General features: G+C 36.7%; 30 protein-coding genes and 1 pseudogene. 27 read left to right on the forward strand and 4 right to left on the reverse strand.

Annotation, left to right across the window (positions count from 1 at the left end):
• Window positions 1-60 precede the first annotated feature (60 nt).
• The 15 genes from LRP83_RS08645 to LRP83_RS08715 all read left to right on the forward strand — a co-directional run bounded on the left by LRP83_RS08645 (window position 61) and on the right by LRP83_RS08715 (window position 14,316).
• Entirely contained in the window at window positions 61-1,140 is a 1,080-nt protein-coding gene (locus LRP83_RS08645; protein ID WP_435531338.1) for a phage portal protein, read from the forward strand.
• The gene (locus LRP83_RS08650) at window positions 1,141-1,857 is read left to right on the forward strand and encodes a head maturation protease, ClpP-related (protein ID WP_230496297.1); all 717 of its coding nucleotides are present in this window, start codon (window positions 1,141-1,143) and stop codon (window positions 1,855-1,857) included.
• Window positions 1,858-1,859: 2 nt separating this feature from the next.
• The gene (locus LRP83_RS08655) at window positions 1,860-2,996 is read left to right on the forward strand and encodes a phage major capsid protein (protein WP_230496298.1); all 1,137 of its coding nucleotides are present in this window, start codon (window positions 1,860-1,862) and stop codon (window positions 2,994-2,996) included.
• Window positions 2,997-3,011: 15 nt separating this feature from the next.
• Window positions 3,012-3,206 carry a hypothetical protein gene (locus LRP83_RS08660; RefSeq protein WP_230496299.1) on the forward strand — a complete coding sequence of 65 codons (195 nt, stop codon included), beginning with the start codon at window positions 3,012-3,014 and terminating at the stop codon, window positions 3,204-3,206.
• A 6-nt stretch (window positions 3,207-3,212) separates the two neighbouring features.
• Complete coding sequence (locus LRP83_RS08665; protein ID WP_230496300.1) at window positions 3,213-3,500, forward strand: hypothetical protein; 288 nt, start codon at window positions 3,213-3,215, stop codon at window positions 3,498-3,500.
• Entirely contained in the window at window positions 3,487-3,828 is a 342-nt protein-coding gene (locus tag LRP83_RS08670; RefSeq protein WP_230496301.1) for a phage head closure protein, read from the forward strand. The genes LRP83_RS08665 and LRP83_RS08670 overlap by 14 nt, the downstream gene beginning before the upstream one ends.
• On the forward strand, window positions 3,825-4,235 hold the full coding sequence (locus LRP83_RS08675; protein WP_230496302.1) for an HK97-gp10 family putative phage morphogenesis protein: 411 nt from the start codon (window positions 3,825-3,827) through the stop codon (window positions 4,233-4,235). The genes LRP83_RS08670 and LRP83_RS08675 overlap by 4 nt, the downstream gene beginning before the upstream one ends.
• Window positions 4,232-4,576, forward strand: coding sequence for a hypothetical protein (locus tag LRP83_RS08680; RefSeq protein ID WP_230496303.1), 345 nt, complete (start codon window positions 4,232-4,234; stop codon window positions 4,574-4,576). Before LRP83_RS08675 ends, LRP83_RS08680 begins: the two co-directional genes overlap by 4 nt.
• A 20-nt stretch (window positions 4,577-4,596) precedes the next feature.
• Window positions 4,597-5,169: a major tail protein gene (locus tag LRP83_RS08685; protein WP_230496304.1), complete on the forward strand. Its 573-nt coding sequence runs from the start codon at window positions 4,597-4,599 to the stop codon at window positions 5,167-5,169.
• 57 nt (window positions 5,170-5,226) lie between these two features.
• On the forward strand, window positions 5,227-5,541 hold the full coding sequence (gene gpG / locus LRP83_RS08690) for a phage tail assembly chaperone G (protein WP_230496305.1): 315 nt from the start codon (window positions 5,227-5,229) through the stop codon (window positions 5,539-5,541).
• Between the two features lie 209 nt (window positions 5,542-5,750).
• Window positions 5,751-10,103 carry a phage tail tape measure protein gene (locus tag LRP83_RS08695; RefSeq protein ID WP_230496306.1) on the forward strand — a complete coding sequence of 1,451 codons (4,353 nt, stop codon included), beginning with the start codon at window positions 5,751-5,753 and terminating at the stop codon, window positions 10,101-10,103.
• Window positions 10,103-10,897, forward strand: coding sequence for a phage tail family protein (locus tag LRP83_RS08700; RefSeq protein WP_230496307.1), 795 nt, complete (start codon window positions 10,103-10,105; stop codon window positions 10,895-10,897). Before LRP83_RS08695 ends, LRP83_RS08700 begins: the two co-directional genes overlap by 1 nt.
• 11 nt (window positions 10,898-10,908) lie before the next feature.
• Window positions 10,909-13,785, forward strand: a complete 2,877-nt coding sequence (locus LRP83_RS08705) for an SGNH/GDSL hydrolase family protein (RefSeq protein ID WP_230496308.1) — start codon at window positions 10,909-10,911, stop codon at window positions 13,783-13,785.
• 98 nt (window positions 13,786-13,883) lie between these two features.
• The gene (locus tag LRP83_RS08710) at window positions 13,884-14,066 is read left to right on the forward strand and encodes a hypothetical protein (protein ID WP_230496407.1); all 183 of its coding nucleotides are present in this window, start codon (window positions 13,884-13,886) and stop codon (window positions 14,064-14,066) included.
• A 37-nt stretch (window positions 14,067-14,103) separates the two neighbouring features.
• Entirely contained in the window at window positions 14,104-14,316 is a 213-nt protein-coding gene (locus LRP83_RS08715) for a hypothetical protein (protein ID WP_230496309.1), read from the forward strand.
• Between the two features lie 182 nt (window positions 14,317-14,498).
• On the opposite strand, the gene LRP83_RS08720 is transcribed toward LRP83_RS08715, so the two are convergent.
• A complete protein-coding gene (locus LRP83_RS08720) occupies window positions 14,499-14,753 on the reverse strand; it encodes a helix-turn-helix domain-containing protein (RefSeq protein ID WP_290369521.1) in 255 nt (84 codons plus the stop codon).
• Between the two features lie 235 nt (window positions 14,754-14,988).
• On the opposite strand from LRP83_RS08720, the pseudogene LRP83_RS08725 reads away from it, so the two are divergent.
• The 7 genes and pseudogenes from LRP83_RS08725 to LRP83_RS08755 all read left to right on the forward strand — a co-directional run bounded on the left by LRP83_RS08725 (window position 14,989) and on the right by LRP83_RS08755 (window position 20,388).
• A pseudogene (locus tag LRP83_RS08725) lies at window positions 14,989-15,876 on the forward strand (tyrosine-type recombinase/integrase).
• Between the two features lie 48 nt (window positions 15,877-15,924).
• Entirely contained in the window at window positions 15,925-16,287 is a 363-nt protein-coding gene (locus tag LRP83_RS08730; protein ID WP_230496311.1) for a phage tail fiber protein, read from the forward strand.
• Window positions 16,287-17,849, forward strand: coding sequence for a phage tail spike protein (locus LRP83_RS08735; protein ID WP_230496312.1), 1,563 nt, complete (start codon window positions 16,287-16,289; stop codon window positions 17,847-17,849). Before LRP83_RS08730 ends, LRP83_RS08735 begins: the two co-directional genes overlap by 1 nt.
• A 10-nt stretch (window positions 17,850-17,859) precedes the next feature.
• Window positions 17,860-19,032 (forward strand): hypothetical protein, encoded by a 1,173-nt coding sequence (locus LRP83_RS08740; RefSeq protein WP_230496313.1) that lies wholly within the window; start codon window positions 17,860-17,862, stop codon window positions 19,030-19,032.
• A gap of 15 nt (window positions 19,033-19,047) precedes the next feature.
• Window positions 19,048-19,230, forward strand: a complete 183-nt coding sequence (locus LRP83_RS08745; RefSeq protein WP_230496314.1) for a hypothetical protein — start codon at window positions 19,048-19,050, stop codon at window positions 19,228-19,230.
• Window positions 19,231-19,288: 58 nt separating this feature from the next.
• On the forward strand, window positions 19,289-19,699 hold the full coding sequence (locus LRP83_RS08750) for a phage holin family protein (protein ID WP_230496315.1): 411 nt from the start codon (window positions 19,289-19,291) through the stop codon (window positions 19,697-19,699).
• Window positions 19,696-20,388: an N-acetylmuramoyl-L-alanine amidase gene (locus tag LRP83_RS08755; protein WP_230496316.1), complete on the forward strand. Its 693-nt coding sequence runs from the start codon at window positions 19,696-19,698 to the stop codon at window positions 20,386-20,388. Before LRP83_RS08750 ends, LRP83_RS08755 begins: the two co-directional genes overlap by 4 nt.
• A 26-nt stretch (window positions 20,389-20,414) precedes the next feature.
• Here the strand turns inward: LRP83_RS08755 and LRP83_RS08760 are convergent, their stop codons facing one another.
• The 3 genes from LRP83_RS08760 to LRP83_RS08770 are packed head-to-tail and all read right to left on the reverse strand — an operon-like array spanning window position 20,415 to window position 21,302.
• Complete coding sequence (locus tag LRP83_RS08760; protein ID WP_230496317.1) at window positions 20,415-20,855, reverse strand: hypothetical protein; 441 nt, start codon at window positions 20,853-20,855, stop codon at window positions 20,415-20,417.
• Window positions 20,856-20,881: 26 nt separating this feature from the next.
• Window positions 20,882-21,121: a hypothetical protein gene (locus LRP83_RS08765; RefSeq protein WP_230496318.1), complete on the reverse strand. Its 240-nt coding sequence runs from the start codon at window positions 21,119-21,121 to the stop codon at window positions 20,882-20,884.
• Window positions 21,105-21,302 (reverse strand): helix-turn-helix transcriptional regulator, encoded by a 198-nt coding sequence (locus tag LRP83_RS08770; protein WP_230496319.1) that lies wholly within the window; start codon window positions 21,300-21,302, stop codon window positions 21,105-21,107. Before LRP83_RS08770 ends, LRP83_RS08765 begins: the two co-directional genes overlap by 17 nt.
• A gap of 196 nt (window positions 21,303-21,498) precedes the next feature.
• On the opposite strand from LRP83_RS08770, the gene LRP83_RS08775 reads away from it, so the two are divergent.
• The 5 genes from LRP83_RS08775 to LRP83_RS08795 all read left to right on the forward strand — a co-directional run bounded on the left by LRP83_RS08775 (window position 21,499) and on the right by LRP83_RS08795 (window position 25,477).
• Entirely contained in the window at window positions 21,499-21,744 is a 246-nt protein-coding gene (locus LRP83_RS08775) for a hypothetical protein (RefSeq protein ID WP_230496320.1), read from the forward strand.
• A gap of 108 nt (window positions 21,745-21,852) precedes the next feature.
• Entirely contained in the window at window positions 21,853-22,251 is a 399-nt protein-coding gene (locus LRP83_RS08780; RefSeq protein WP_230496321.1) for a hypothetical protein, read from the forward strand.
• A gap of 11 nt (window positions 22,252-22,262) precedes the next feature.
• Window positions 22,263-22,904, forward strand: a complete 642-nt coding sequence (locus tag LRP83_RS08785; RefSeq protein ID WP_230496322.1) for a M23 family metallopeptidase — start codon at window positions 22,263-22,265, stop codon at window positions 22,902-22,904.
• 2 nt (window positions 22,905-22,906) lie between these two features.
• Window positions 22,907-25,273, forward strand: a complete 2,367-nt coding sequence (locus LRP83_RS08790) for a type IV secretory system conjugative DNA transfer family protein (RefSeq protein WP_230496323.1) — start codon at window positions 22,907-22,909, stop codon at window positions 25,271-25,273.
• 45 nt (window positions 25,274-25,318) lie between these two features.
• On the forward strand, window positions 25,319-25,477 hold the full coding sequence (locus tag LRP83_RS08795) for a hypothetical protein (RefSeq protein ID WP_230496324.1): 159 nt from the start codon (window positions 25,319-25,321) through the stop codon (window positions 25,475-25,477).
• Window positions 25,478-25,510: the final 33 nt, after the last annotated feature.

Below are 25,510 nucleotides of genomic sequence, written 5' to 3' on the forward strand. Positions count from 1 at the left end.
GGAGGTGAGACATTGGGATTATTAGATTTTGTAAAAAACAGAAATAAAGAATTAGAGTATATGTTTGACTTTGATTTAATAGATGGCACGTCTGAAAAAATCCACATGAAAAAACTAGCTATACAGATATGTGTGGATATGATTGCCCGGACCATAAGCCAGTCAGATTTTCGCATCAAAAATGGCAAGGAAATCATTAAGGACGAATTGTATTACCGTTTGAATGTTCGACCAAATAAAAACCAAACTGCTTCAACTTTTTGGCAACAGTTAGTTCACAAGCTGATAAAAGAAAATGAAGTACTTGTCATAAAAACGGATGACGATGATCTGTTGATTGCTGATGCCTTTACTCGTGCGGAATACGCTTTATATGAAGATAACTTTAAAGATGTAGTTGTTAAAAATTTTGAATTCAAACGCACATTCAAAATGAGTGAAGTCCTGTATTTGGAATATACGAACGAAAAATTAACAACTTTGCTAGATAGTCTTTACACTGATTACGGCGAGCTCTTTGGTAAAATCATAGAATTCCAGAAACGAAAAGGACAAATCCGTGGACTTGTTGATGTAGAAGCAATTCTTGAAAAGAATGAAAAAGGGCAAGAAAAATTACAGAATTACATTAACAAAATCTACAAAGCCTTTAGCGAAAAATCAGTCGCTATCGTCCCACAACAAAAAGGATTTAAGTTAGAAGAATCGAAACAGTCTCAACAAAATCATCCTGTTGAAGAGGTTAACAAAGTAACGGATGGATTTTTATATCAAGTCGCCAATGCTTTAGGAATTCCTATTGCGTTACTAAAAGGTGAAATGGCAGATGTGGAAAAACAAACAAGGAATTATATGAATTTCTGCATTGGTCCTTTTATAAAGAAAATAAAAGATGAAGGCGATGCAAAGTTTATTGAAAAAGCAGATTTTCTCAAAGGTAAACGGATGGATATTAGAAAAATTTCCTATAATAATATCTTCGACGTAGCCACATCTGTGGATAAATTACGTTCAAGTGGTGTCATGAACGGTAATGAATTACGCGAAGAGTTAGGGTTAGAAAGGGAGGATGACCCGATGCTAGAGAAATATGTTATGACGAAAAATTATTCTGAATCGGTTGAAGGAGGTGAGAAATAAGTGAAGCATAAAATTAAAGGAGATATCATTAGCTGGAACTCTAGTATTTGGGATTTCAATTATATGATGAAATCTATTAAAGAGGATGAGGACATTGATTTGTCAATTAATTCCTATGGTGGTGACGCTTTTATCGGAATTGATATTTGCAATACGTTAAGAGATCATAAAGGCTATGTCACTGTCACGATCACTGGAATTGCGGCATCTGCTGCAAGTGTTATGTGTATGGGAGCTGATAAAATCAGAGCTTACGCAAATACCATGATGATGGTCCACAATGCCCAAACTTTTGCTTATGGTGACGCAAAAAAACTTCGCAAATCTGCAGATAACGTCGAAAAGGTTAGCCAGGCTGTTTTGAAGTCTTATACAAATCGTGTCGATGAAGAAAAAATGAAAAATCTGCTTGATGAAGAAACATACTTAACCGCAGAGGAAGCATTAGCACTTGGCTTGATTGATGAAATAATCGATGGAGATCCCGAAGAAGTTGAATCAGAACTTTATGAGAACAAAGCTAAAGAATTTAATAATAAGTTGGCACCGAAACAACCAGAACCATCCTCGAACATTGACGAAAATACATTAAAACAAATGTTTGCTGAGTTTAAAAATGAATTAACAAATGAATTAAAACCTAAAGAGCCTATCCCTGAACCTGCTCCTAAGCAGCAGAATCTTGGTACGCTCTTTTTAAATTTGGGAGGTAAGTAAATATGACAATTAAATTTAATAACTTTGAAGAAAAGAAATTAGCATTTGCTAAAGCTACACAAGAAGGTACTCCTGAGCAGCAATCAGTTGCATTAAATGCCATGATTGAGGCACTTGCAAGTGATGTACAATCGGATATTTTGAATCAAGTCAATGAATCGATTCTTGATCGTTCCATCATGCAAGCACGCGGACAAAATGTCCTTACTAGCGAAGAAATGAAATTCTTTAACGCTGTTGTCCAAGATGGTGGTTTTAAAGATACTGAAACGCTACCTAAGACGACACAAGAGCGTATTTTTGATGACCTTGTGGAAGAACATCCACTCCTTCAACATATCGGGTTACAAAATCTTGGAGCAGTCACAGAATTTATTTATGGTGATCCAGAGGGTGCTGCAGTATGGGGTCCATTATTTGGAGACATCCAAGGACAATTAAACGCTACATTCCGTAAAGAATCTATCAGCCAACTTAAATTAACAGCATTTATTCCTTTAGCAAATGACATGCTTAAATTAGGTCCGGTATGGGTTGAACGTTATGTTCGCACTATGATTACAGAGGCAATGGCTGTAGGCTTAGAAAAAGGTTTTGTTGCTGGTACAGGTAAAGATCAACCTATTGGATTATTAAAAGATATTAAAGGTAATGTGATTGATGGCGTTTATCCGGATAAAGAATCTGCTGGTACTTTAACGTTTGAACCAGGACGCACGACTATTAATGAATTAAAAGGCGTTGTCAAAAAGCTTGCTATTCGACCAGTTGGAAAAGACAATGTGGAAAAAGTACGCAATGTCGCCGGAAAGGTCGTTATGGTAACAAATCCATTTGACACATTTGATATCCAGGCTAATGCAACAATTCAAAATGCAGCTGGTGTTTACGTTACGAATCTTCCGTTTAATCCTACTCCAACAGAATCTGTGTTTGTTCCACAAGGAAAGATTTTATTCTTTGTTAAAGGCGAATACATTGCTGCGATGGGTGGGACGGAACCTATTAAAAAGTTTGATCAAACTCTGGCAATGGAAGATGCAACTCTTTATATCGCTAAACAATTTGCGACTGGTAAGCCAAAAGACAATTTTGCTGCACAAGTTTATACATTAGACTTAACAACTCCAGAAGTTTAAAGGGGGGCTTAGTCAATGTATAAAGTAATCAATAGATTTATAGACAAAGAGGATAATGATACGCTTTATGAAGCGGGTGAGGTTTATCCTAAAGGAAACTATAAACCTTCTAAAAAGCGGATTGAATTACTTTTAAAGGAGCATCCTTCCTATAACTGCAAATTTATCGAAAAAGTAAAAGAGGAAAAGAAACCTTCTGATAAGGGGTGATGTTAGATGAGCATCACTGATACTGTTTTAGGTGAGTTTAAAGAGAGGATGCACTTAGAGGATCATGAAGATGAGAACCTAAGACGCATCCTTTCTGCGTCTGTTGTCGCTTTAAAAAAAGCCTGTGGAGATTATGACATTAACTCTGATGAAGACTTTAAAGAGCTTGTTTTTGAACGTTCACGATACGTCTATAACGATGCTTTAGAATTTTTTAATAAGAACTTCTTAAGCGAGATTAATAGTTTGGGAATATCTAAAGCATTAGAAGGTGATTCGGATGCAACCGTTTAAATACAAGCCCAAGAAAAATTCAGGATTGTTAAAACATAAAATTACTTTTTTAAAGCCTCCTGGTGAAATTGTAAATGGGTGGCCCACACAAGATTGGACGGAACATGTCACTGTGTGGGCAGGGATTGAAACACAAAAGGGTTTACGTCTATTTGAATCGGCAGCTGTTCAAATGCAAGACTTAAAAAAGTTTAGCATCCGTTATAGAAATGATGTGGAAGATACTATGCGTATCCGTCATAAAGGACAAGATTACGATATTTTTTCTATGACGAATGACGATGAAAACAATCAGTGGTACACAATCCTTGTTAGGGAGGTGCTTTGATTTTGGAAGTGAAAATTACAGGACTTGACGATATTCTACAAAACTTAATGCGATTGAACCTGAATGAAACTGTTGAAAACAAAGCACTTACCGAAGCAGGAAAAGTGATCAAAACAGCTATCGAATCTGAATCGAAGTTCGGCAATCGTTCCAGAGGTATTTACAAAAATAATATTAAACTAAGGCGACCTAAAGATGGTGAGGTAATCATCCACAGTAGTAAAGCCTACCACGGACATATAATCGAATTTGGCCGAAGTGGTGGATCAATAATTACCAAAAAAGGCAAGAAAATCACTTGGGGTCCAACAGCTCCAAACCCAGTCTTTGCTAGAGGTTTTGAATCTAGCAAAAATGAAGCTAAAGAAGCAATGATTGCCGAAATTCAGAAAGGACTTGGATTATGATTGATTTAGTAGAATTCGTCACTTCCACACTCTCTGATATAGGCGCGCCAGTTGTTTTTCAAGCATATCCAGCTGGATCCACTCCTCCTGCTCAATATATTACTTTTCATGAATATCATACAGGTCCAGAACTCGAGGCAGCTGATGTAGAAATTACAACTGAAAGGTTAATCAATCTAAATGTATGGTCAAAAAGCAACTATACTTCTCTAGTTAATTCTGTGCGAAAAACACTAGAAAAAGCAGGGTTTGAAAGAACATTTGAATTTGATGCTCCTTACATGGATGGGGATTCCCATTTTAATAAAGTAATGCGATTTAAGTTTATAGATGAATATTAAAATTTAGGAGGTAACAACGCATGACACCAGTACAAGAAAAAGTACAAAAGGTAAGTCTCAAAAAGCTACATTATGCAATTATGACGGATGAAACAACTGAAGAACATGGTGAAGTAAAAACACTTACTATGCCTATCGAGTTAACACTCACGCCGAACTTCTCAGAAGCGACATTCGATGCCGGGGATCGTGTAGTAGCAAACGAAGTACAACTCGACACAATCACCATTGCCGGACAGGTGGCCGACCTTCCTACTGAGGTGCAAGCGGACTGGTACGGTCATAAGTTGTCTGATGAAAAGGGTTTGATCATGAACGCTAATGACACGCCGAATTATCTTGCAATTGGATTTGAAAGTGGCTCGAAACTCGTTTGGTTATACAAAGCTAAATTTAAGCCAACAGAAGAATCGAACGCGACAAAGAAAAAAGGTGAGACTGCATTTAAGCAATCCGGATTCACTGGTGAAGCGATTCCACTTGAAGACGGTACTTTGAAGTATACAGTTCGCACAGATGATGTTGGCGTAACTGTGAACGCCACTACATTTTTTGCGACAGTTAAAAAACCAACCGTTACACCAGCACCGTAATTAGAGGGGAGGATTTAATTATCCTCCTCTTTTTTATTACCGAAAAGGAGAATAATAATGCAAATAACATTAAAAATTGATGGTAAGGACAAGACATTCACAAATGATTTTATCCCAGGACGAATATTCCGAAATGCTTTACTTTTAAATAAAAAAATGAAAGAGGAAGGTTCTGATTTAACCGCTGAACTTTTCGACGAACTTGTAGAGTTTTGTGTAGTTACTTTTGGAAAACGATTTACTTTAGACGAGTTTTGGGACGGTATTGATGCTAGACATCTCGATAGTGAAGTAATGCGAATTTACAACGATGTCCTAAGCTTTGGAGGATTATCAGTCCCAAGTGATGAGGGAAACGATCTGGGGAAGTAAGTGATTTTGACGCTTACGATTATATAAAAGAGTGGTATCGAGAGCGTATGCGTGAGGGTTATAAACTCCACGAAATAGATGAAATGGATATTAAATTTTGGTTTGAATTAAATACAGTTCATACGGAATACATCACAGCCGACGATTTGGATTGGTTGTGATTTTTTTGTGTTCAAAATAATGTCACTGACTGAAAACGGGTGAAATATATGACAACTAATATTGGTAGTTTAGCAGTCTCTCTATCTCTCGACGCTTCCAAATTTAACGGTAGCATGGCACAAGTTGACCGGAATCTTAGAGTAATGGGGTCAGAGCTGAAGGCGATAAAAGCACTTGGTTCAGAATATGGTAAGTCGCTAGATGGGCTTAAATCCAAGAAGGATATATTATCGCGCACCTTGGAAACTGCAAATATTAAACTTACCGAAACTCGTAAAAAGTATGATGAATTGAAAGCTTCTGGAACTGCTAACGAAGCCCAACTTGAACGCCAAGCGAAAAAAGTTAACGATGCACAAGCTCAATTTAACCATTTAAAAACCGAACTAAATGATGTGGAAAAGGCCCTAAAAATTCAATCATCCACTTGGACACAGCTTTCCCAAAAGCTTGAACCTATTGGTGCAAAGCTAAAAACTGTTGGGGATGGCATGGTAACAGTTGGCAAAGACTTGTCTATGAAAGTTACCGCTCCAATTGTTGCTATGGGTACTGCTGCTTTTAAAACGGCGGTAGATTTTGAATCAGCATTCGCAGGAGTGAGAAAAACAGTAGATGGGACTGAAGCTGAATTTAAGGCTCTATCATCTGGTATCCGTAATATGGCTAAAGAGATTCCTGCTGCTGCGACTGAGATTGCAGGTGTAGCTGAAGCTGCAGGACAACTAGGAATAAAGAAAGAGGCTATTCTTGGGTTTACCAGAACGATGGTGGATTTAGGCGTATCAACAAACTTAACTAGCGATCAAGCGGCAACCGCATTAGCACGATTAGCCAACATCACACAAATGCCTCAAACGGAATTCGACCGCCTTGGATCCAGTATTGTAGCACTTGGAAATAGCATGGCCACAACTGAAGCTGAGATTGTCGAAATGTCACTACGTCTTGCCGGACAAGGAAAACAAATCGGGTTGACAGAGGCACAGATTACGGCACTGGCAGGGACTATGAGTAGTTTGGGAATTGAGGCCGAAGCAGGCGGAACAGCCATGAGTACGGTCCTGAAAAAAATGCAAGCCGCAGTAATGAACGGTGGAAAATCATTAAATGCGTTTTCTAAAGCCGCCGGAGTAGACGCAAAGACTTTTACAAAAGCATGGAAGGACGATCCGATAAAAGCTTTAGATATTTTTGTAAAAGGATTATCTGCATCTTCAAAAGCTGGAGGAAACCTTTCTAAAACTTTAGCTGATTTAGCGATTTCTGGCATCCGTGAACAAGATGTACTATTAAGGATGTCGGGAGCATCGGACATACTTTCAAAAGCTGTAGCCACATCTACAAAAGCTTGGGAAGACAATAACGCTTTAACCAAAGAGGCTGAGCAACGTTATAAGACAACAGCATCCCAATTAAAAATAATGTGGAATCAGGTAAAAGATTTAGGGATAACCATTGGAAATATTTTAATTCCGATTGTAATGGATTTGGTTGATAAAATTACACCAATAATTCAGAAGTTTGCCGATATGGATACCGGTACCCAAAAAGTTATTTTAGGAATAGCGGGAATAGCCGCAGCTATTGGACCTGTTTTAGTAATAGGAGGGACATTAGTAAGTTCTTTGGGTGCAATTGTTACAGCAGTTGGTACTGTATCAGGTGCTATTGCAGTAGTTACTACAGGTGCAGTAGCAGCCACACCAGCAGTAGGAGCCTTAGCTGGGGCATTCACAATTCTAACAGGTCCAATTGGTTTGACGATTGCAGCTGTAGCCGCATTAACCGTCGCTGGTATTGCTTTGTATAAACATTTGAGTAAAGATGCCATACCAGAAGTAGAACGCTTTGGAAAAGAAACATCCAAAGCCACAAAAGAGGCATTGGGTAGCTACTTTGAACTTTCGGACAGTGCTTCTCAAAAATTAGCAGAGCTTTCTATCAATCAACAAACAATTACATCTGAAATGAAAGAATCTCTAGTTGGCATATACGCTGAAATGAACGCAAAAATCCTGGCTAAAATGGACGAAAGACACGAGCAACAATTAGACAAGTTAAGACAATTTTTCCTTAAATCTAATGCTTTAACGGCCGAAGAGGAGGAAAAGATTCTTGCTGACCAGGAACAGCGAAATAAGCAGGAAGTTTACGACCAAGAACAAAAAGAAGCCAGGATAAAAGAGATTTTGGAAAAAGCAACAAAAGAAAAACGGGCTTTAACCGAAAACGAAAGAAGAGTAATTAACACCATACAGAACAGCATGAACGAAAATGCGGTTAATTATCTTTCAAAAAATGAAGTAGAATCAAAGGCTATTCTGGAACGCATAAAACAATCTGCAGGAGACTTGTCAGCAAGACAAGCAGCTGAGGTTGTTAAAAATTCCAGTAAACAAAGAGATGGAGCGGTTAAAGAAGCAGAAAAGCAATACAATGAATCCATGGCTCAAATCATCCGTATGCGGGATGAGACTGGTGTCATATCCGCTGAGCAAGCAGAAAGAATGATAAAGGAGGCATCTAAACAACGAGATGAAGTGGTTAAACGAGCGAAGGACATGCATAAAGATGTCGTTAAAGCAGCCAAGGAGCAAGCAAAGGATCATGTGAATGAAGTTGATTGGGAGACCGGTGAAATCCTTTCTAAATGGGATGCCTTTATTGTAGATTTTAAAAGTAAAAGCTTAAAACAAATTGGTAAAGATTCTGTTCAAGGTTTGATAGATGGGATTGCTATCATGTCAAATCCTCTAGGAGCTGCAATCCGAAAAATTGCTAAGATTATTCCGGATGAAATGAAAAAATCCCTAGATATCCACTCCCCTTCGAAGGTTACCGAAAAAATAGGGGGACAAGCCGGTGACGGTGTAATTAAGGGAATTAATAATAAACAAAAAGCTATTGCTGCAGCAGCAAGGAAAGCAGCAGTTACAGCAGCAAAAAACTTCAAAGAAGCATTCGACAAAGCAAACTATAATTTTAAAATGGGTGCAATCGATTCATCGGAATATATTAAATCTCTCGAGAAAGTTAAATCCACCTATGCAAAAACACCTGAACAAATCCGAAAAGTAAATCTTGAGATTAAAAAAATTCAAGATATGTCTGTTAAAGAAATTGAAAAAATGAAATTAGAAGCTGCCAAAAAAGAACAAGAAGCAGTTGCCAGAAGTTTTGAAGTATCAAAGAATTTAATTGAAAAGAAGAGTTCACTTAATCAAATCTCTTTACTTAACGAGTTAAAAGCTTGGGAACGAGTTCAGGGAAGATATAAAGATGGAACAAAGGAACGAGAAGAAGCCGAAAAGAACATCATGAGAGTTAAGAAAGAAATAAACGATAAATTGATTTCTCTAAACGATGAATATGTCGGTAAAATGACCGATATCAATAAAAAGCTTATCGAAGACGAGAAACAATTAAATGATGAGTATAAAAAGGCTGTAGAGGATCGCACCAAATCCTTGTATTCTTTCGCTGGGATTTTTGATGAGATAAATAGAAAGTCTGATGTATCTGGCCAACAACTTCTCGACAATTTAAAAGGGCAGGTATCCACATTTACCGAGTGGTCTAATAATATTAGATCTTTGTCAAAACGGGGAATCGACCAAGGGCTACTAGAAGAACTTCGTGACATGGGTCCAAGAGCGGCTGATGAGATTGCTGCGTTAAATGGAATGACGGACGCTCAACTTAAAGAGTATGCAGAACTGTGGAAGACCAAAAACGAACTTGCCAGAAAACAAGCGACCGCTGAACTTGATGGAATGAAAAAAGATACTGCAATAAAAATTAAAGAGCTCCATAAAGAATCTATATCCCAACTGGAACAGCTACGTAAAGAGTGGGAAGCAAAAATCAAAGAAATCAGAACAGGGACCACGAATCAGTTTAATCCTATGGTGTCCACAATGCATGGGATAGGGGAAAATACGATTGCTGGCATGATTGATGGGCTATCTTCTATGGAAGGTGACTTGAAGAAAAAAGCAAAACAAATAGCTGATTCTGTTGCCGCATCCATGAGAGATGCACTGAAAATCAAATCCCCTTCTAGAATTATGATGAAAATTGGTGGATTTGTTGGAGAAGGTTTAGCAATCGGAATGAAAGAGACTGTTTCAAACGTGACTAAAAATGCTAGATTACTTGCACGTGCAGCTATTCCAGCAATCCCAAACATAAATATTCCTGATTTTTCAAATGTTAATTTTGCTGGTGTTGGAAATAATTCGTCAGGAAATCCAAGCAACTCCTTTTCGTTTAATATCCAACCTGCTCCAATAATTATTGATGGGGTAAACGTAGGGACAGTAGATTTTGATTTAGTCGAAGACGGATTAAATTCACGCTTTACATCAAAAATGAGAGTAAATGGGGTGAGAAAATAATGAGTTTATTTATCGAAACACTAGAAGGAATTCGTTATGATCTATCCGAATATGGGCTCATCCCATTAAAGCTAGAAATAGATTCGCTCTCACCAAAAACAGAATCAGAATCCACCGATGGACGAGATGGTCATATTGATTTAGAAACCACCTATGATGGTCGCACAATGCGAGCATCTTTTTTAATGTCCTCAGAAGATATTGCGGACTATTCAACGAAAAGGGATAATGTGTTTCGGTTGTTTAATGGGAAAACGTATTTTTATCTACTAGACAACCGTGTCCCTTTTAAACGATGGAAAGTTAGATCAGCAACTGTATTCAATTTAGACAAAGTTAATCGCAGGAAGGCTACCTTCGAGATTGCTTGTATTTCATCTTCGCCTTATGCGGAATCGGGAGGTAGTACATTAAACCCTGGCTGGCACTTTCAAGTGTCAGCTCCAGAAGAAGTTATTTATACATTTAATGATTCTACTTTTAAAATTTGGAATGATGGAGATTCGATTGTAGATCCGAGAGAGCATTTTTTGAAAATAGCTTTTAAAGGGTTATCGAACAATTTGACCATCAAAAACTTAACCACAGGGGATGAATGGATATATTCAGGTCCTACAATCGCAAATGATCAAATCGAGTTAACCGGCATTCGTTCCCTTAAAAACGGAACCTCAATATTCGGTCAAACCAATAAAAAATTAATCACATTGGTTCCTGGGTGGAATCAATTTCAAATATCCGGAGTATCCGATACCTTCGAAATATCCTTTGATTTTAAGTTTTTATATATTTAGGGGGTGAGCCTGTGCAAACCATCAATAAACAAACTATCACGATTGATTTAAAGCGATCTACGGTGATACCTTTACTGCGATTCATTCAAGGTGATACTAATCAATTGGAAATTGTGATTAATGATAATGGGCAGGTTGCTGATTTTAGTAATATTGGTAGAATCGTAACTAACTTTAAAAGAAAAGACAGAAAAGTCATTTCTCGTCTATTGACTAATCATAGTAACAATAAAGTATTATACCAATTCGGATTGGAGGAAAATCAGGTAGCTGGCGAAAGTGAAATAGAACTACAATTTTTCAGCATCGACAACAAGGAAAGAATCTCCACCCACCGATTCAAAATTCTATTATTTGCATCCATTGGTACAGATGAAATTCACGAAAATAATGGTGATTTACCATTATTGCAAAAATTGTTTGTGGAAGTAGAGGAATTGATTTCTGATACGGATTCAGCTTCTCAGCACGCTCAAACACAAGGAGATTATGCAAAGACCCAGGGTGATTATGTAGCCGCTAAAAAACCGGATATAGATAAATTTACTTCGGAGCAAAGTAATCTTCAAAAACAACTTGATGTATTAGTAATAGATGGTGATTCTTCACCTGAATCTGCTCAAGCTAGAGTGAATAAAAGTGGCACAGTTTATGCAACATTGAAGGCTAGATTGGATGATGAAAATACCAAAATTAATACATCATTGGCGGAGAAGGCGAAGCAAAGTGATTTAGTCACTACCAATGCAACTGTATCAGCAAACACGCTTGCCTTATCATCTAAAGCAGAAAAAAGTGATCTTGATTCTAAGAATACAGCAACCAATCAAAGAATTGATAATTTGATTGTAGTAAGTGGTAATGCCAATGCAGAAGTAACGGATGCCCACACATCCGCAATTAAAAATAAAACGTACTCTGTTTTGAAAACTAGGCTAGATGAAATTGAAACAGACACTTATCTACTAGCTAAAAATCAAATTATTAACGGTAATTTTAACGACAATTCCAATTGGTACATTCCATATTCTACTAATTCAGTGACTAACAATGAACTAACAGTTGTCAAATCGTCCAGTAGTACAACAGCAAGAATTGAACAACAAGGATTTGCTTCAATAGCTGGTAATAAATACTATGTTCGTGGCGATATTTTCCCCAAGTATGCAACTACTACCTATATTACTCTTGATAATACGACTAAGGTTAATAAAACAGTAGTAGTCAACCAATGGAACACAGTATCAGGAATTACCACTCCTACTGTAACTGGAACCTTCCAATTCGTTCATAGTAATGTTGGTTATACAGCAGGGGAATCGGTTAAATTCAGAAGAGTGTTGGTAGTCAATTTAACTGCTATGTTTGGAGCAGGAAATGAACCATCATTATCGGAGTTTGAAACATTCCTAGCGAATTTTACAAATAGTTGGTTTGATGCAACTGTACAGTTTATCAATCCTTCTCAAATGTTTAAGCGACTCACACAAAAACTAGATGCTTCAGTTGCTATAACAAATGCTTCTCAACTTCCTATTACTGATTCAGGTAATTACTATGTCGGTTCTAATGTAGAATCAGCTTTACAAGAAATAGGAGCGAACGCATATTTTTTAGCTGCAAACAAAGTGATTAATGGTGATTTCAGTAACGGCAATACGGAATGGTATATCCCATCAGGCTCTAACTCAGTAGCGAACAATGTTTTAACTTATACTGTTACATCAAAAAACTCAACTGCAAGAATTGAACAACTAAGTTTTGTTCCGACTGTAGGGCGTAAATATTATGTGCGTGGCGATCTCTTTCCTAAATATGCAACCGCAACCTCGTTTCAACTCGGAGGGGCAGTAGCAGGCTTAACGGTTACTGCTAACCAATGGAATAAACTTTCCGCAATTTTGACACCGATAGACACAACGGATTTTCAGTTTATCCATAGTACAGCAGTAAGTTATGTAGCTGGTGATTCATTCCAATATCAAAACATTATGGTTGTAGATTTAACTGCTACTTTCGGTGAAGGAAACGAACCAAACATCTCTCAGTTTGAAGAATTGCTATCTAGGTTTACAAATAATTGGTTTAATGGAACGGTTTCTCTATTAACACCTAAACAACTCTATGCGCTTATCATGAAAACATCAAATCCCAATGTACGATTTAAGGGAAAAACACTTGTTTGCTTCGGTGACAGTATCACGGCAGGTTATCCAGCTCCAAGAGATTATACCTATATTATTGCAAATGACATATTAGGTTTAAATGTCATTAACATGGGTTTTGGTGGTTGTCAAATGGGAGTGCATGATGATGTAAGATATGACCCTTATTCGATGTATCAACTGGCTAACAGTATCGCAACGAACAATTTTACTTTGCAGGATAGCCAATTATCGTCTGGTGTACCTAATTATTTCGCAACAAGAATAGCAACCTTAAAAACCATTGATTGGACAAAAGTTGACTACATCACCATTGCTTATGGTACAAATGACGGTGGAAAATTAGTTGATAATGCCAATAATTTATTGGATGTTAATACGTTCAATGGGGCAACTAGATACTCATTAGATAAGTTATTAACCGCACATCCGCACCTTAAAGTGATATTGATGCCAGTTATTTATAGATGGTATGCAGACGGCACAGACAGTGACAATAACAAACGTGGAGTTAATCAAATCGTTTTAACTGATTATGTAAAAGGAATTGGTGATGTTGGGAAAGAGTTTAAAATCCCTGTTGCTGATACCTATTACGGCTTAGGTATGAATAAATACAATAAGCTAGTTTATTTCAATGCTGATGATGGCACACACCCAAATGAAAAGGGTATGGAGTTAATAGGGCATAAGGTAGCTGATACTTTGAAAAGTGTTTATTAATGTGTCGTAATCGGACGAGAATGTGTAACAGTGTGTATTAATGTGTATTGATAAATAAAAGTGATTATTGGACAATATTACCAAAGGAGGCGGTAATATTGGCTGCAATGACACGACACAATATTTCACTTGATCCAAAAGTATATGAGGAATTTTGTCATTATGCTGGATTGAAAGGTATAAAAGTTTCTACTTGGGTAAACATCAAGATGAAGGAATTCATTGAAGATGAGAAGATGCTTGAGGAAATCAAAAAGAAAAGACTGGAAGGCACTCGTTAATTCGGGTGTCTTTTTCATAAGAAGGAGGCTGAACAATTTGGAAATCAGTAAAGCGATAAACATTGCGATTGGTTGTGTAATGGGAAGTGATTTAGAGATGGATGAAAAGCGGCAAGTCATTGATAAATTAAGGACGGTTGAAAACACATTAGAAGAAATAAGCGGTGCTTTAGACGGTCAAAATGTAACACCATTAGTCGAAAGATTAGCTTATATATTATCAGATTCAGGGTTTTACGATAAAGATTAACCTCAATAATTTATGTCGCAATTTTATCTACTAGTCTATGAAAGTCGCTAGAAATGTTGATTTATCAGCATTTGTGGATATAATCAGCGGTCGGATGATATGCAGACAGTAGTACCAAGCTAGTTTAGATGGAATTTTTATTAGTGAGAATTTATAAATATAAACAAAAAAATCCCGGCTGATTAACAGTCGGGATTCACTTTGTTTACTTTATATTCAGCCTGTTCGTCTATTAACATTGTCGGGTAAACCAATTCAATAACATCTGGTATGTCACACTTTAATACTTCACATATTTTTGCCAGGTTATCAAGTGGCAATCTCACAGTTTGATTCCTGCACATTTCGTTAACAGATGGTTGTCGTATTCCAGTTAAACGAGATAATTCGTGCTGAGACATATTTCTTTCTGCAAGCAGTTGGTCAAGCTTAATCAAAACTTTTATAGGACATTCCTCCTAAATTTTATTGATACGTTTAAAATATCATTTTCTTATTGATACGTAAATAGTATTGGTGTATTATATAAATATAATACGTTAAACGTATCGAATAAGGAGGGTATTTATGATTAATGCAGGAGAACAATTGTTGTCTGATATCATTTCAGTTTTGTATGACAGGGATCCTTCCATCGATGTAGAAAGTACAAAAGGTAAATTATCTACTGTTATGTCAAAATACCACACTGTACTAGTAACTGAGGATGAGCCACATCCTGACATCAAAGATAAGATTGAGTTATATCTGTCAGCTAAGAAAATAGAAGGTTTAAAGCCTGATACTCTACGAAACTATAGATTAGATTTAAACTGCTTTGCCAATCGCGTGAAAAGAAAAGTAGAGGATATTACAGCAGCCGATATACGAGCTCATTTAGCGGAATTTAATCATTTAAAGTTAAGTTCGCTTGGTAGAAAACTAAATTCCATAAGAAGTTTTTTTGTTTGGCTAACATCGGAAGAATTTATCCAAAGAGATCCCACACTAAAGATAAAGTCTCCTAAACTTGAGAAATTAATGCCGAAAGCGTTAACTATCGAAGAGTTAGAGATGATGAGGGAATCATGTAAATCTCCAAGACAGCGAGCATTTGTGGAAGTACTGTATGCAACAGGAGCCCGTTTATCAGAGGTTCAACGATTAAATAAGTCTGATATCAATTATCAAAATATGAGTGTCAAAGTATATGGTAAAGGTTCAAAAGAACGAGAAGTTTACTTCTCATATTAGGCCATGTACCATCTGAAAAAGTATTTAAATAGCCGAACAGACAATAATGATGCTTTGATTGTTTCGGTAAGAAAACCTCATAAAAGATTGTCTAACAGAGGCATACAGCGTGAAATAGCTGTAATAGCAAAGAATGCAGGATTTGAGAAATCAGTCAGTCCACACGACTTGAGAAGAACTTTTGGAATGCTGACACTTAATAATGGAGCTGAGTTAGTTGCCGTTCAGGAACTTCTAGGTCATAGCTCTCCAGACACCACTCTCAGATATGCACGGATAACGGAAGAACGAAAACGAGAGCAGCATAAGAAATATTTAGTTCAGTAGAGAGTCCTAGTATTAGGGCTCTTTTTATCTCAGAAGGGAGATAACTTTATGCCACTAGGATTATTAGAAAAACCAAGAATGTTAGCACATTCACTTTTGTCTAGACCCATGTATTTAACTCTTTTTAAAGAAAATCCAACCGAAAACGATGTAAAGGGAAGAGAGTTGAGTGGTAAAGGGTATTCAATGCAATTGGTAAATTTCGCAGTAGAAGGTACTGCAGTAAAAAATACTAACGAGATTAAGTTTTCGGTTGCAGATGGGGATTGGGATACAATCACATATGTAGGTTTACGGGATAAATTCGGTTCCTTATTATTTTGGTATGACAAATTAGAAAAACCTATTTATATTCGTGCTGGAGATCAATTAACAATAGCACCAAAAAACTTGAATGTGAGTGTTGATTAATGCAAATAAATATTTCTTCATCCACAAAAGTAGGTGTTAATCCAACCATACATTCTTCTATTGTGCAAAATGAAGTCGTACAAAATAATATCGTACAGAATCAAGTCGTTTTAAATAAATCAGCTATGCTCATCGTAACTGATTTGTTTGGAAATACAGAAGCATTAACGGATGTCCAAAATGTTGAAATATATGAAGAAGTGAACGGTGACTTTTCGTTATCGTTCACTTGTTTATTAACTGAGAAAAACGCCCATTCATATCCATTGGTTCAAGAAGAATCGATTGTCGAATTAGATGGCCATGAGTTTAGAATCAAGAAAATGGTTGAGGTAAACAATCGAAAGCAGATTATTGCGCAGCATCTCTTTTTCGAAACGATTGATAATCAGATCTACGAAATAAGTGGAGGAACCTTATCACTGGATGCAGCTGCAACATTTGCTTTGAATGGATCTGGATGGACATTTGAAAATGGAGATGTCATAGAATCAAAGTTAATTCCTAACTTCGGCGAAGGAAATACTGTTTCTTTGGTAAATCAAATTTGTTCTGAATTTCTTTGTGAAAGAAAAATTCAACCAGGTAGACATTTAAGGTTTGAAAAGGAAGTCGGCGAAGACAACGATCAGCAGTTTCGCTATAAACATAACATCAAAACTTTGAAGCGAACTGTTGATACAACTAATTTTGCAACAGTAATAAAAGGTTATGGGGCCGATGGGTTAGTTGTCGAGTACCGATCGCCCAATATTGCTATTTACGGTGAAAGACATGGCGAACCAATAAGGGATGAACGCTTTACAATTCCTGAAAACTTGCTTGAGAAATGCAAAAAAGAGATACAAGATGAACCAGAAGTTTCGATTGAGGTGGAGTTATCTCAGTTAGGTTTCGAGGCACAATTAGGCGATAAAATTTGGCTAATCTACGAGCCTCTTAATCTCGAATTTCAAACTCGCATAATGTCTGTTAAGTCATGGCCGTTTATAAAAAAAAGTCCGGTTGTAGAGTTATCTAATCGAAAACAAACATTTATAGATTCATTAACTCAGACCAAAATCGAAGTGAAAGAGAACAAAAAAGAGAATCGTTCAAAGTTCGAACAAACAAACAAGAGTATCACTTTGGCAGTTGAACGCATTGGTGAAGCTGAAGCGCAAATAGTTATTCAAGCTGATCAAATTACTTCGAAGGTAGAAAAAAATGGAGTAATATCTGCCATTAACCAAACCGCTGAAGAAATATCAATTGATGCGTCTAAAGTGAATCTAAATGGGTATGTTACTATCACCAACCTACAAACACCTGGTCAAACAATTATAGACGGCGGGAATATCCTAACAGGGACAATGAGTGCCGATCGAATTAGAGGTGGAGTGTTAAAGTTAATTGCTGATGAGACTTCTGGAAATACGGCTAATATTTATGCAGAAAATGCATCATACGCTACAGGGAATTTAGTGTTTTCAGCAGGTAGATATACATTTGAATCTGGAGGTACAATCGACTTTCAAAATAATCCTGTGACTGGAATAACAGTTGTAGCCTCATTCGGGTAGGTGATTACTTATGGCTATGAGATACGATAGTCGAACTTGTACTGTTTTTCAGAATTGGGAATGGGTAGTGACAGGCTATACTCCTGTAACCACAACTACTACAAGGAAAAGTGTTACCACTACGCAAAGATGGAAATATTATAAAGCGTTCGATACTTGGGCGAAAGACGGATCGCTATCATACGAAGGTAGTAATTTCGTTGAAACTGTTGCTCCACCATATCCTGGAGGTGCATCTGCTGATGGTGCTACTATTACTACGAATGGTGAAGGTTATGCTGATGTTACTACAACATCTGGTGGTGATCCGATTAACGGTTGGGGTAGAAGCGGTGATCCTACTCACAATGCTAGTTCTAGTATAAGTTTTGATGATGGGACATATGCAGGAACACTGTACTTAGATAGTGTCAGTGGTAGTCCGAGTTCACCTAGTTACAATGGGTCTTATATAGGTCAGACTGATTCAACTTCCACAAGCGGCTCTGCTTATTATTCAGGTGACGTTCCACTAAAAGATAGTGGTGGAGGTGGCACAGACCCTACTCCATCATTAGGTGTAACTGCCAAGAATATTACAAATACATCAGTTCGTGCCACTATCGAAAACTTGATGTTCGAAGCTAATTACTATCATTTATTTGAAATGGAGTTATGGAGAGGGAATGAGGAAGAATATCTAATTACACAAAGTTGGATAGATTCTTCTAATCAACACTATACTTCATTTGATTTCAGTGGTTTAAATTCGGGTAGCACATACACATTAAAAGGGTTTGTTAAATCCACTTCTACAGGTGGACGAGTACATGCAGGAACTAAAGTCTTTACGACTACAGGGACAGCGGTAACTAGACCTACAAATTGGTCTTGGTCTACATTGATTTCAAGCAGCACTACCTATGATTTAGGTGGTGTTCTTCGTGCTGATGTTGTCTCAGCGACAGATTGGAATAATTTCACTAAGAGAATAAATGAATTTAGAAAATACAAGCTTGGAGAAGGAAAAGATTACCCTTTTACAAACGCAGTCTCAAAGACTAGTCTCACTAGTAATCACTATGAAGAAGCTCGACTTGCTATAAGTTCAATGACTAATGCTCCTGCATCAGTTTCTACAGGTGAGAAAGGGGTTAACGGAAAGATAATGGCATTAAGTAATGCTTTAAATCAAATTACATGATACGGAGGTATAACAATGACAAAAATTCAAGTATCTTTACATGACGGTACAATTATTACAACTGAAGTAGAATCCTATAATGCAGAAGAAATGGAAAGTAAGATGAATGATCCAAAGCTATTAGCAATTCGAGTTGGAAATGCTGTCATAAACAAGAACGTTATAAAGTTGATTGTACCTGTTATAGCAGCAGAATAATTTTAGTTTGGCCCCGAACCAATCGGGGCTAATTTTATTAGGAAGTTTGGTGAAATATATGGATAAATCTTTTCAGTTTTTAGTAGCAATATTAGCAGGGGGTGTTCAATTCTTGTATGGCGATTGGACTATGTTGTTAACTATTCTCCTGGCATTAACCATTATCGATTTTATTAGCGGTTTATCTGCTGGGTACATCCAGGGAGAGCTCAAAAGTAAAGTAGGTATGATTGGGATCGCACGGAAAGTGTTTATCTTTATGATGGTTGCTGTTGCTCATTTAATTGACTTGCTATTAATTGAAAGTGGATTAGAATCCAAAGCACTAATCATGACGATGGTGATTGTTTTCTATGCCGTGAACGAAATCCTAAGTATTACTGAAAATGCTGGAAGAATTGGTTTACCGGTACCTGAGCAAATCAAGAATGCAATAGTGGTTTTGAAAGGGAAGGATGAACGGAAATGAGTGACCTTTTAAAGATATCCTTATCAGCTGGCCATGATTTCCACACACCAGGTAAACGTACTCCAGACGGTATGCCTGAATGGGTGTTTAATAGTGTAGTAGTAAAATATATGATGACTTTACTAGCTGAGTATCAAGACGTAGCAGTGTTAAGACTGGATGATCCAACAGGTCAAAAAGACATTTCTCTCGCTGAACGCTCAGACCGTTCTGTTTCATGGGGAGCTCATGTTCATATCGATATACATGCTAATGCTTATGGTAGTGGGTGGAATGAGGCAAATGGTATTGAGACATTTGTCTATAAACACACTGAATTAGAATCTAGTAAGTTAGCAAACGTTGTACAAGAAAACCTTATTAAATACACTGGCTTAAAAAGTCGTGGAGTTAAAGAAGGTAATTTTCATATGATTCGTGAAACAAAAGCAAAGGCTAAGATTTTAGTTGAAGCTGGCTTTATGACAAATAAAAAAGAAGCTGCTTTGCTGAAATCAGATGAATACAGAAATACCGTAGCGAAAGCCATTGTGGATGCACTGGTAGCGATATACGGTTTGAAAAAGAAACAGGTAGGTAAACAATACCGGTTAAAGTCTGGTCCATTCCCAACTAAAGAGCAGGCAGAAAAAGTTGCTGCGGATATCCGTAAGAATCATAAGATTACCATCCACATTGTAGAAGAATAAGAAAAAGCCCTTCCGGTTGGAGGGGCTTATTGCTTTTCAATTACCGTTGAATCAATTTTAAGGAAACCTAGATCATCTTTTCCTGCATAAGTACCGAAAATCTTTACTGTATCTCCATCTTGGTAATTTTCTGATTTTAGAATATCTGTTATTGTAAACATTCCGTAACCATTATTTTCTTTTGTTGTAAGCGTGAATGTTTTAAAGATACCATCTTCTTTAATAATACTAACTTCACCGGTTGTAAATACTTTTTTACCAATCTCAGCCTGATCACTATTTAATTCCACAAAGTCAGCTTGAACAGATTCAGTTTTTAATTTTTCATTCAATTCCTCTTGCGAAGGTTCTGATATGCTTTCCTCAATATTTTTCTTATTAGTGTATTCTTCGGTTAATTTTTTTTCTTCCGAACAACCCGTCATTAAAACTAAAGATGTAAATAAAAGTAATATTAATTTTTTCACTTCATTTCCTCCTTAATAAATAGACATCACCATTTAAGAGGGGCTTCATCTATTTCCTTAACTTCAAAAGTTATATTCTTATCTCCATCCACAATAACCTTCTCAATAATTGAATCTTTACCGTAATATCCTGTTTCCCTTCTGATTCGCATGATCCACTCATAAGCTACCTTCGGAATTTCAGTTGCATCCCTAACTTGCCATTCACCACGTTTTAGTGATTTGGTTCCATTTACAATCATGTATACATCAATCGATGCTCTCATTGTTTTCCTCCACCCATATTTCTTCAACGTTTTTATTCAAAGCTTTTGCAATTCGCAAAGCAACAGGTAAAGTAGGAAGTCGTTTTCCTTTTTTTATTTGGCTAATTGTTGCCATGCTTACCTCAATTTCATCAGCTAACCATTTCTGTGACCTGTCTTGCTCTAACAATATGTAAGACAACTTGCAATGTAGAACCATTATTTTCACTCTCCGTTAAAAAATTAACTAAAAGAAAAATATTTTAGTTGGACATACATTATTATAGGCATTCGTGTATATGATGTATTAACCAGTTAGTAATTACTTCTTTACCAGTTAAGAAAAATCCTTCTAACACTAACCAGTTACTAACTAAATATTAATGGGGGTGTAAAACTTGGCTAAGAAAATCATCAACAAGTCAGTCAGCTTTAATGTGGTAGATCCATTCCAGGAGCAGTTAAGGAAGCATACTGAGCAATACACAAATTTCTCAGCATATATTAAGCAATTAATTCAGCGCGATATGGAAAATGGCATAAAAAAAGCGCCAATTCCAATGGTTAATAACCAAGGGAACATGGCGCATGTAGTTAAAACTCCTAATGGCGGTATTAAAATTGATTGTAGAAAATTAGGTTAGACGGTGGCTAGGTAGCCGACGCGCCTTTACGTCAGCTTATGCCATTCATTTTTAAAAAATGCCTGTCTATGTGGTTATTAACCAAAATATTTTTTGGAGGAATGTCGAATGAAAGAGCAAAGAATGTCGATTAAAGAGTTTCTAAACGGTAGGGAGCCTGAGACTTTTGCTACTAAGGTAAAACGTCATCTTGATAAGTACGGAATTGTTTACAAAGTTGTGGGTACTACAGTTATCATTCTGGTTGCTGGAAGTGGGTTTGATTATGCTTTCGCTTCTAGTGGCATTGAGGCAGGAGCAGAGAAATTATATGCCAAATTACTAAGTGTAGGGAAATGGATCATCATTTTTAAAGGTGGCTTCGATACCATCAAGAACATGGCAAACGGTGACTTTGATTCAGCTAAAAAAGGTTTTGTTGGTTATCTATTAGTCTACTTACTATTGTTTGGATTACCGTGGGCAATGGATGAAATCGATATAATATTTAAAGAATTAACTGCTTAGGAGGTTTAATTATGAAATTTCGATTAAGTGGAGAGTACGGTGAATTATCACCAGTTAGGAATTGGGAGCCTCACTCAGGTATTGATTTAGCTATTCCTGAAAATAGCACTCTTAGATCAATAGGTGAAGGTGTCATTGATAAAGTATTTACCGGCGAAGGTCCAATAGGAAAAGGATTATCGATTCAGTTTCCAGATGGAAGCCGAGCAATATACGGTCACATGAATGAAGTAAAAGCTAAAGTTGGAGAACAAGTAAATTTTGGTGAGGTGATTGGATTAAGCGGCAATACAGGTAATTCCACAGGAGCACATTTGCATTTTGGTCTTAAGTCTCCAGAAGGTCAGTTTACGGATCCAACACCACTTGCAGAACAATTAGCGAACATTAGTGGTAACGATGTACATCAAGGTATGATTTCTAAGCTAATGGGATGGGGTGGAGAAACTTTAAGAGAAAAAACGGCTGATATGGCCACAGAAATTGCACTGGGAATCGGAGATGCACTTAAAGATTTACTACTTGGTACAACATTGGTAGGAGCTGCAGTATTAATTATCTTAAAAGTGGCCGGGTGGAAAGATGGTGGCCGATGGGCAGGAGTGTTAATTGTGGCTAACGTACTATTAAAGTATTTATTCGGAGGGGTTTAATAATGAAATTTAGTACTTATTTTAATCTGATTAAGCCGGAATATATCTACCTAAAACTTACTCCTAACAATTCTATCCGCAATCAATCCACCAACAAAATCGCAAAAGCTATTTCATCATTATACAAAAACTTACTCCAAAACATTAAGAAGGAAGAGGCTAAGGCTATTAAATTACTAGGCAAAGAATTCTTGTTTGGTACCAAGTACTCTTATGAAGTAAGCCCTAAGGTTAGTTATTACGTGTATATAGAGAAGAAAAAGGTTGAGTTTTACTTCATCATACCTAAACAGCACCATTCATTCTTAAAGGAAAAAATCAGTGATGTATGGAGTAATATTACCATTAAAGAGGTTGAATTGCTCCCTGCTTTCTCAGAAACGGCAACCAAGTATCAAATGGTTTATACAAAGGAAGATGGATTGAGTTTAGCCGTTGATCGTAGAAATTCAGACTTACTCCAATCTAAATTAAATATTGTGGATGTCATGGAGGAAGGGGATAAGGTTGGAGTATTTTATAACTTCATTCCTGCTACACAATTTACCTGGAGGAGTTCTTATGAAGCTACTATTCGTAAAGTGAAAAAGAATCTACCTACAGATAGGAATAAAATGGGGATAGCCTATGCTTTAAAATTTGTTTTCGGCATACTTGCTTCAGTTGTGGATGATATTGGTGAAGCTATCGGAGGTGAAAATAAAAGTAAGAAAGGTGAAAACAGTATAGATCTACTGGAGAAAACACTTGAAAGATTAAATGGAGGCAAACAAATAAATGATTCTACCAGAAAGAAAGCTAATGCAACTATCCTAAATACTCAAATTGTGGTTATGAGTGAAAGCCAGGATAAATTACGGCAGCATAATAATGCAAAAAGTTTAACTCAAGCATTTGAAACCATTACTGAGGATAATCGATTAGTACCAAAGAAATTAAAGTCAGATTTCAAATTCACTGACTATCTGATCAAGGGAGCTGAGACAAATAAAGTAGGGGATGAAGAGGTACAAAATTTTGTGAGTATGGCAGGAAGAGATATTCTAGAGAAACACAACTTTATTGAAAAGGTTGATACACAAGAAACACAAGTACCAGAGGACTTACAAAAAGGTGTTTTCAGAATTGGCGAAAGTACCTTTAGAGGAAATAAAAAAGAAGCCTATCTATCCACAGATAAAGAATATAAACAATTAACTTTAGTATTAATCGGTCCTACTCGCGCAGGTAAATCTACTCTAATTGGAAATCTATCCTATGATGCAATCAGGAATGATGAATGTGTAGTATTATTCGATTACATCAAAAATTGTGAGCTTAGTGATGAGGTATCTGCATTATTTCCAGAAGATAAAGTATTAAATATCGAATGTCATGATTTTAAGACTTTGCAGGGGATGGGATATAACGAGATACCAACAAGTGCGGATCCATTCATTCGCTATGCTAATGCAAAGAAAATGACTACCCAACTTACAACATTAGTTAATTCCATTAATGCAGATGATACAACATTTTCAGCTCGTATGAATCGATTCATGACAAGTGCAGCTTTAACAGTATTCCTAAGTGCTGGGAATGTAAAAGATGTTTTTTCTGTACTGCAAAATCACGTTAAGCGAGCAGAGTATATAGAAAAAGTGCCTTCAAGCCAGTTTGAAAATATGGAAGAATACATTGGGTATTTAAGGGAACTTGATGATCGGGATAAAGAAGGAGCTGTTAAAGGTACAAAATTACATCTTGTAGAGGGTATTATTAGCCGACTTAACAAGTTAAAAGATAATCCATATATGGAGCTGATGCTTAAGAAAGGGACTGAAAATAACATCAATCTTGTAGAAGAGGTACAAAAGAATCAGATTATCTGTATTAAAATGCCAGAAACGATGTTTTCCACAGATAATGAACGTGATGTGTATACAACTTACTGGATGACTAAAATCTATCTAGCGCTCCAGGTGAGAAGTGAAAACATACCTGAGCGAGACAAACAACGAAAAGTAAATTTAATCATCGATGAATTATACCAAGTGCAAAACACTGAGCAATTATTAAAACAGCGCTTATCTCGTATGGCTAAGTTCGGAATGAAACCAATCATCAGCTGCCACTACTTAAATCAAATAAAACATATTCGCGACGAATTACGGTCAGCTAATGCTAGTTACATGTTGATAAGCGGATGTGATAAGGAGAATTTCAAGGAGTTAAAGAGTGAGCTGTATCCATTTGTGGAAGAGGACCTGCTTAAATTACCTCGATACCATTCGATGAATTTAATTAAGAGTAAAGATGGTTATGGTCGATTCATAACTAAACTACCTGCTCCAATAGAAGAAATGAATAAAGTTGTATCTGGCTCATAGGGGTTTACCCTACGAGCCTTTCTTGGTAAAAAGGAGGAATGCTTAATGCGTCCAGTAGTGATTGAAATGGTAAAAGGTAAGCCTATTGTGGTCAGTTGTCCGAAAAAGGTGCAAGTGATTATCCGAGAACCTAAAAAACGTAGTTTGAAAAAGCGAATCAAGACGATGGTTTATCAAGTGAAATCCTTTTTCGGCATCCAATAGGATGTCTTTTTTTCTTCATTAATATAGACAGGC

Source organism: Pseudoneobacillus rhizosphaerae (assembly GCF_917563885.1).
GTDB lineage: Bacteria > Bacillota > Bacilli > Bacillales > Cytobacillaceae > Pseudoneobacillus > Pseudoneobacillus rhizosphaerae.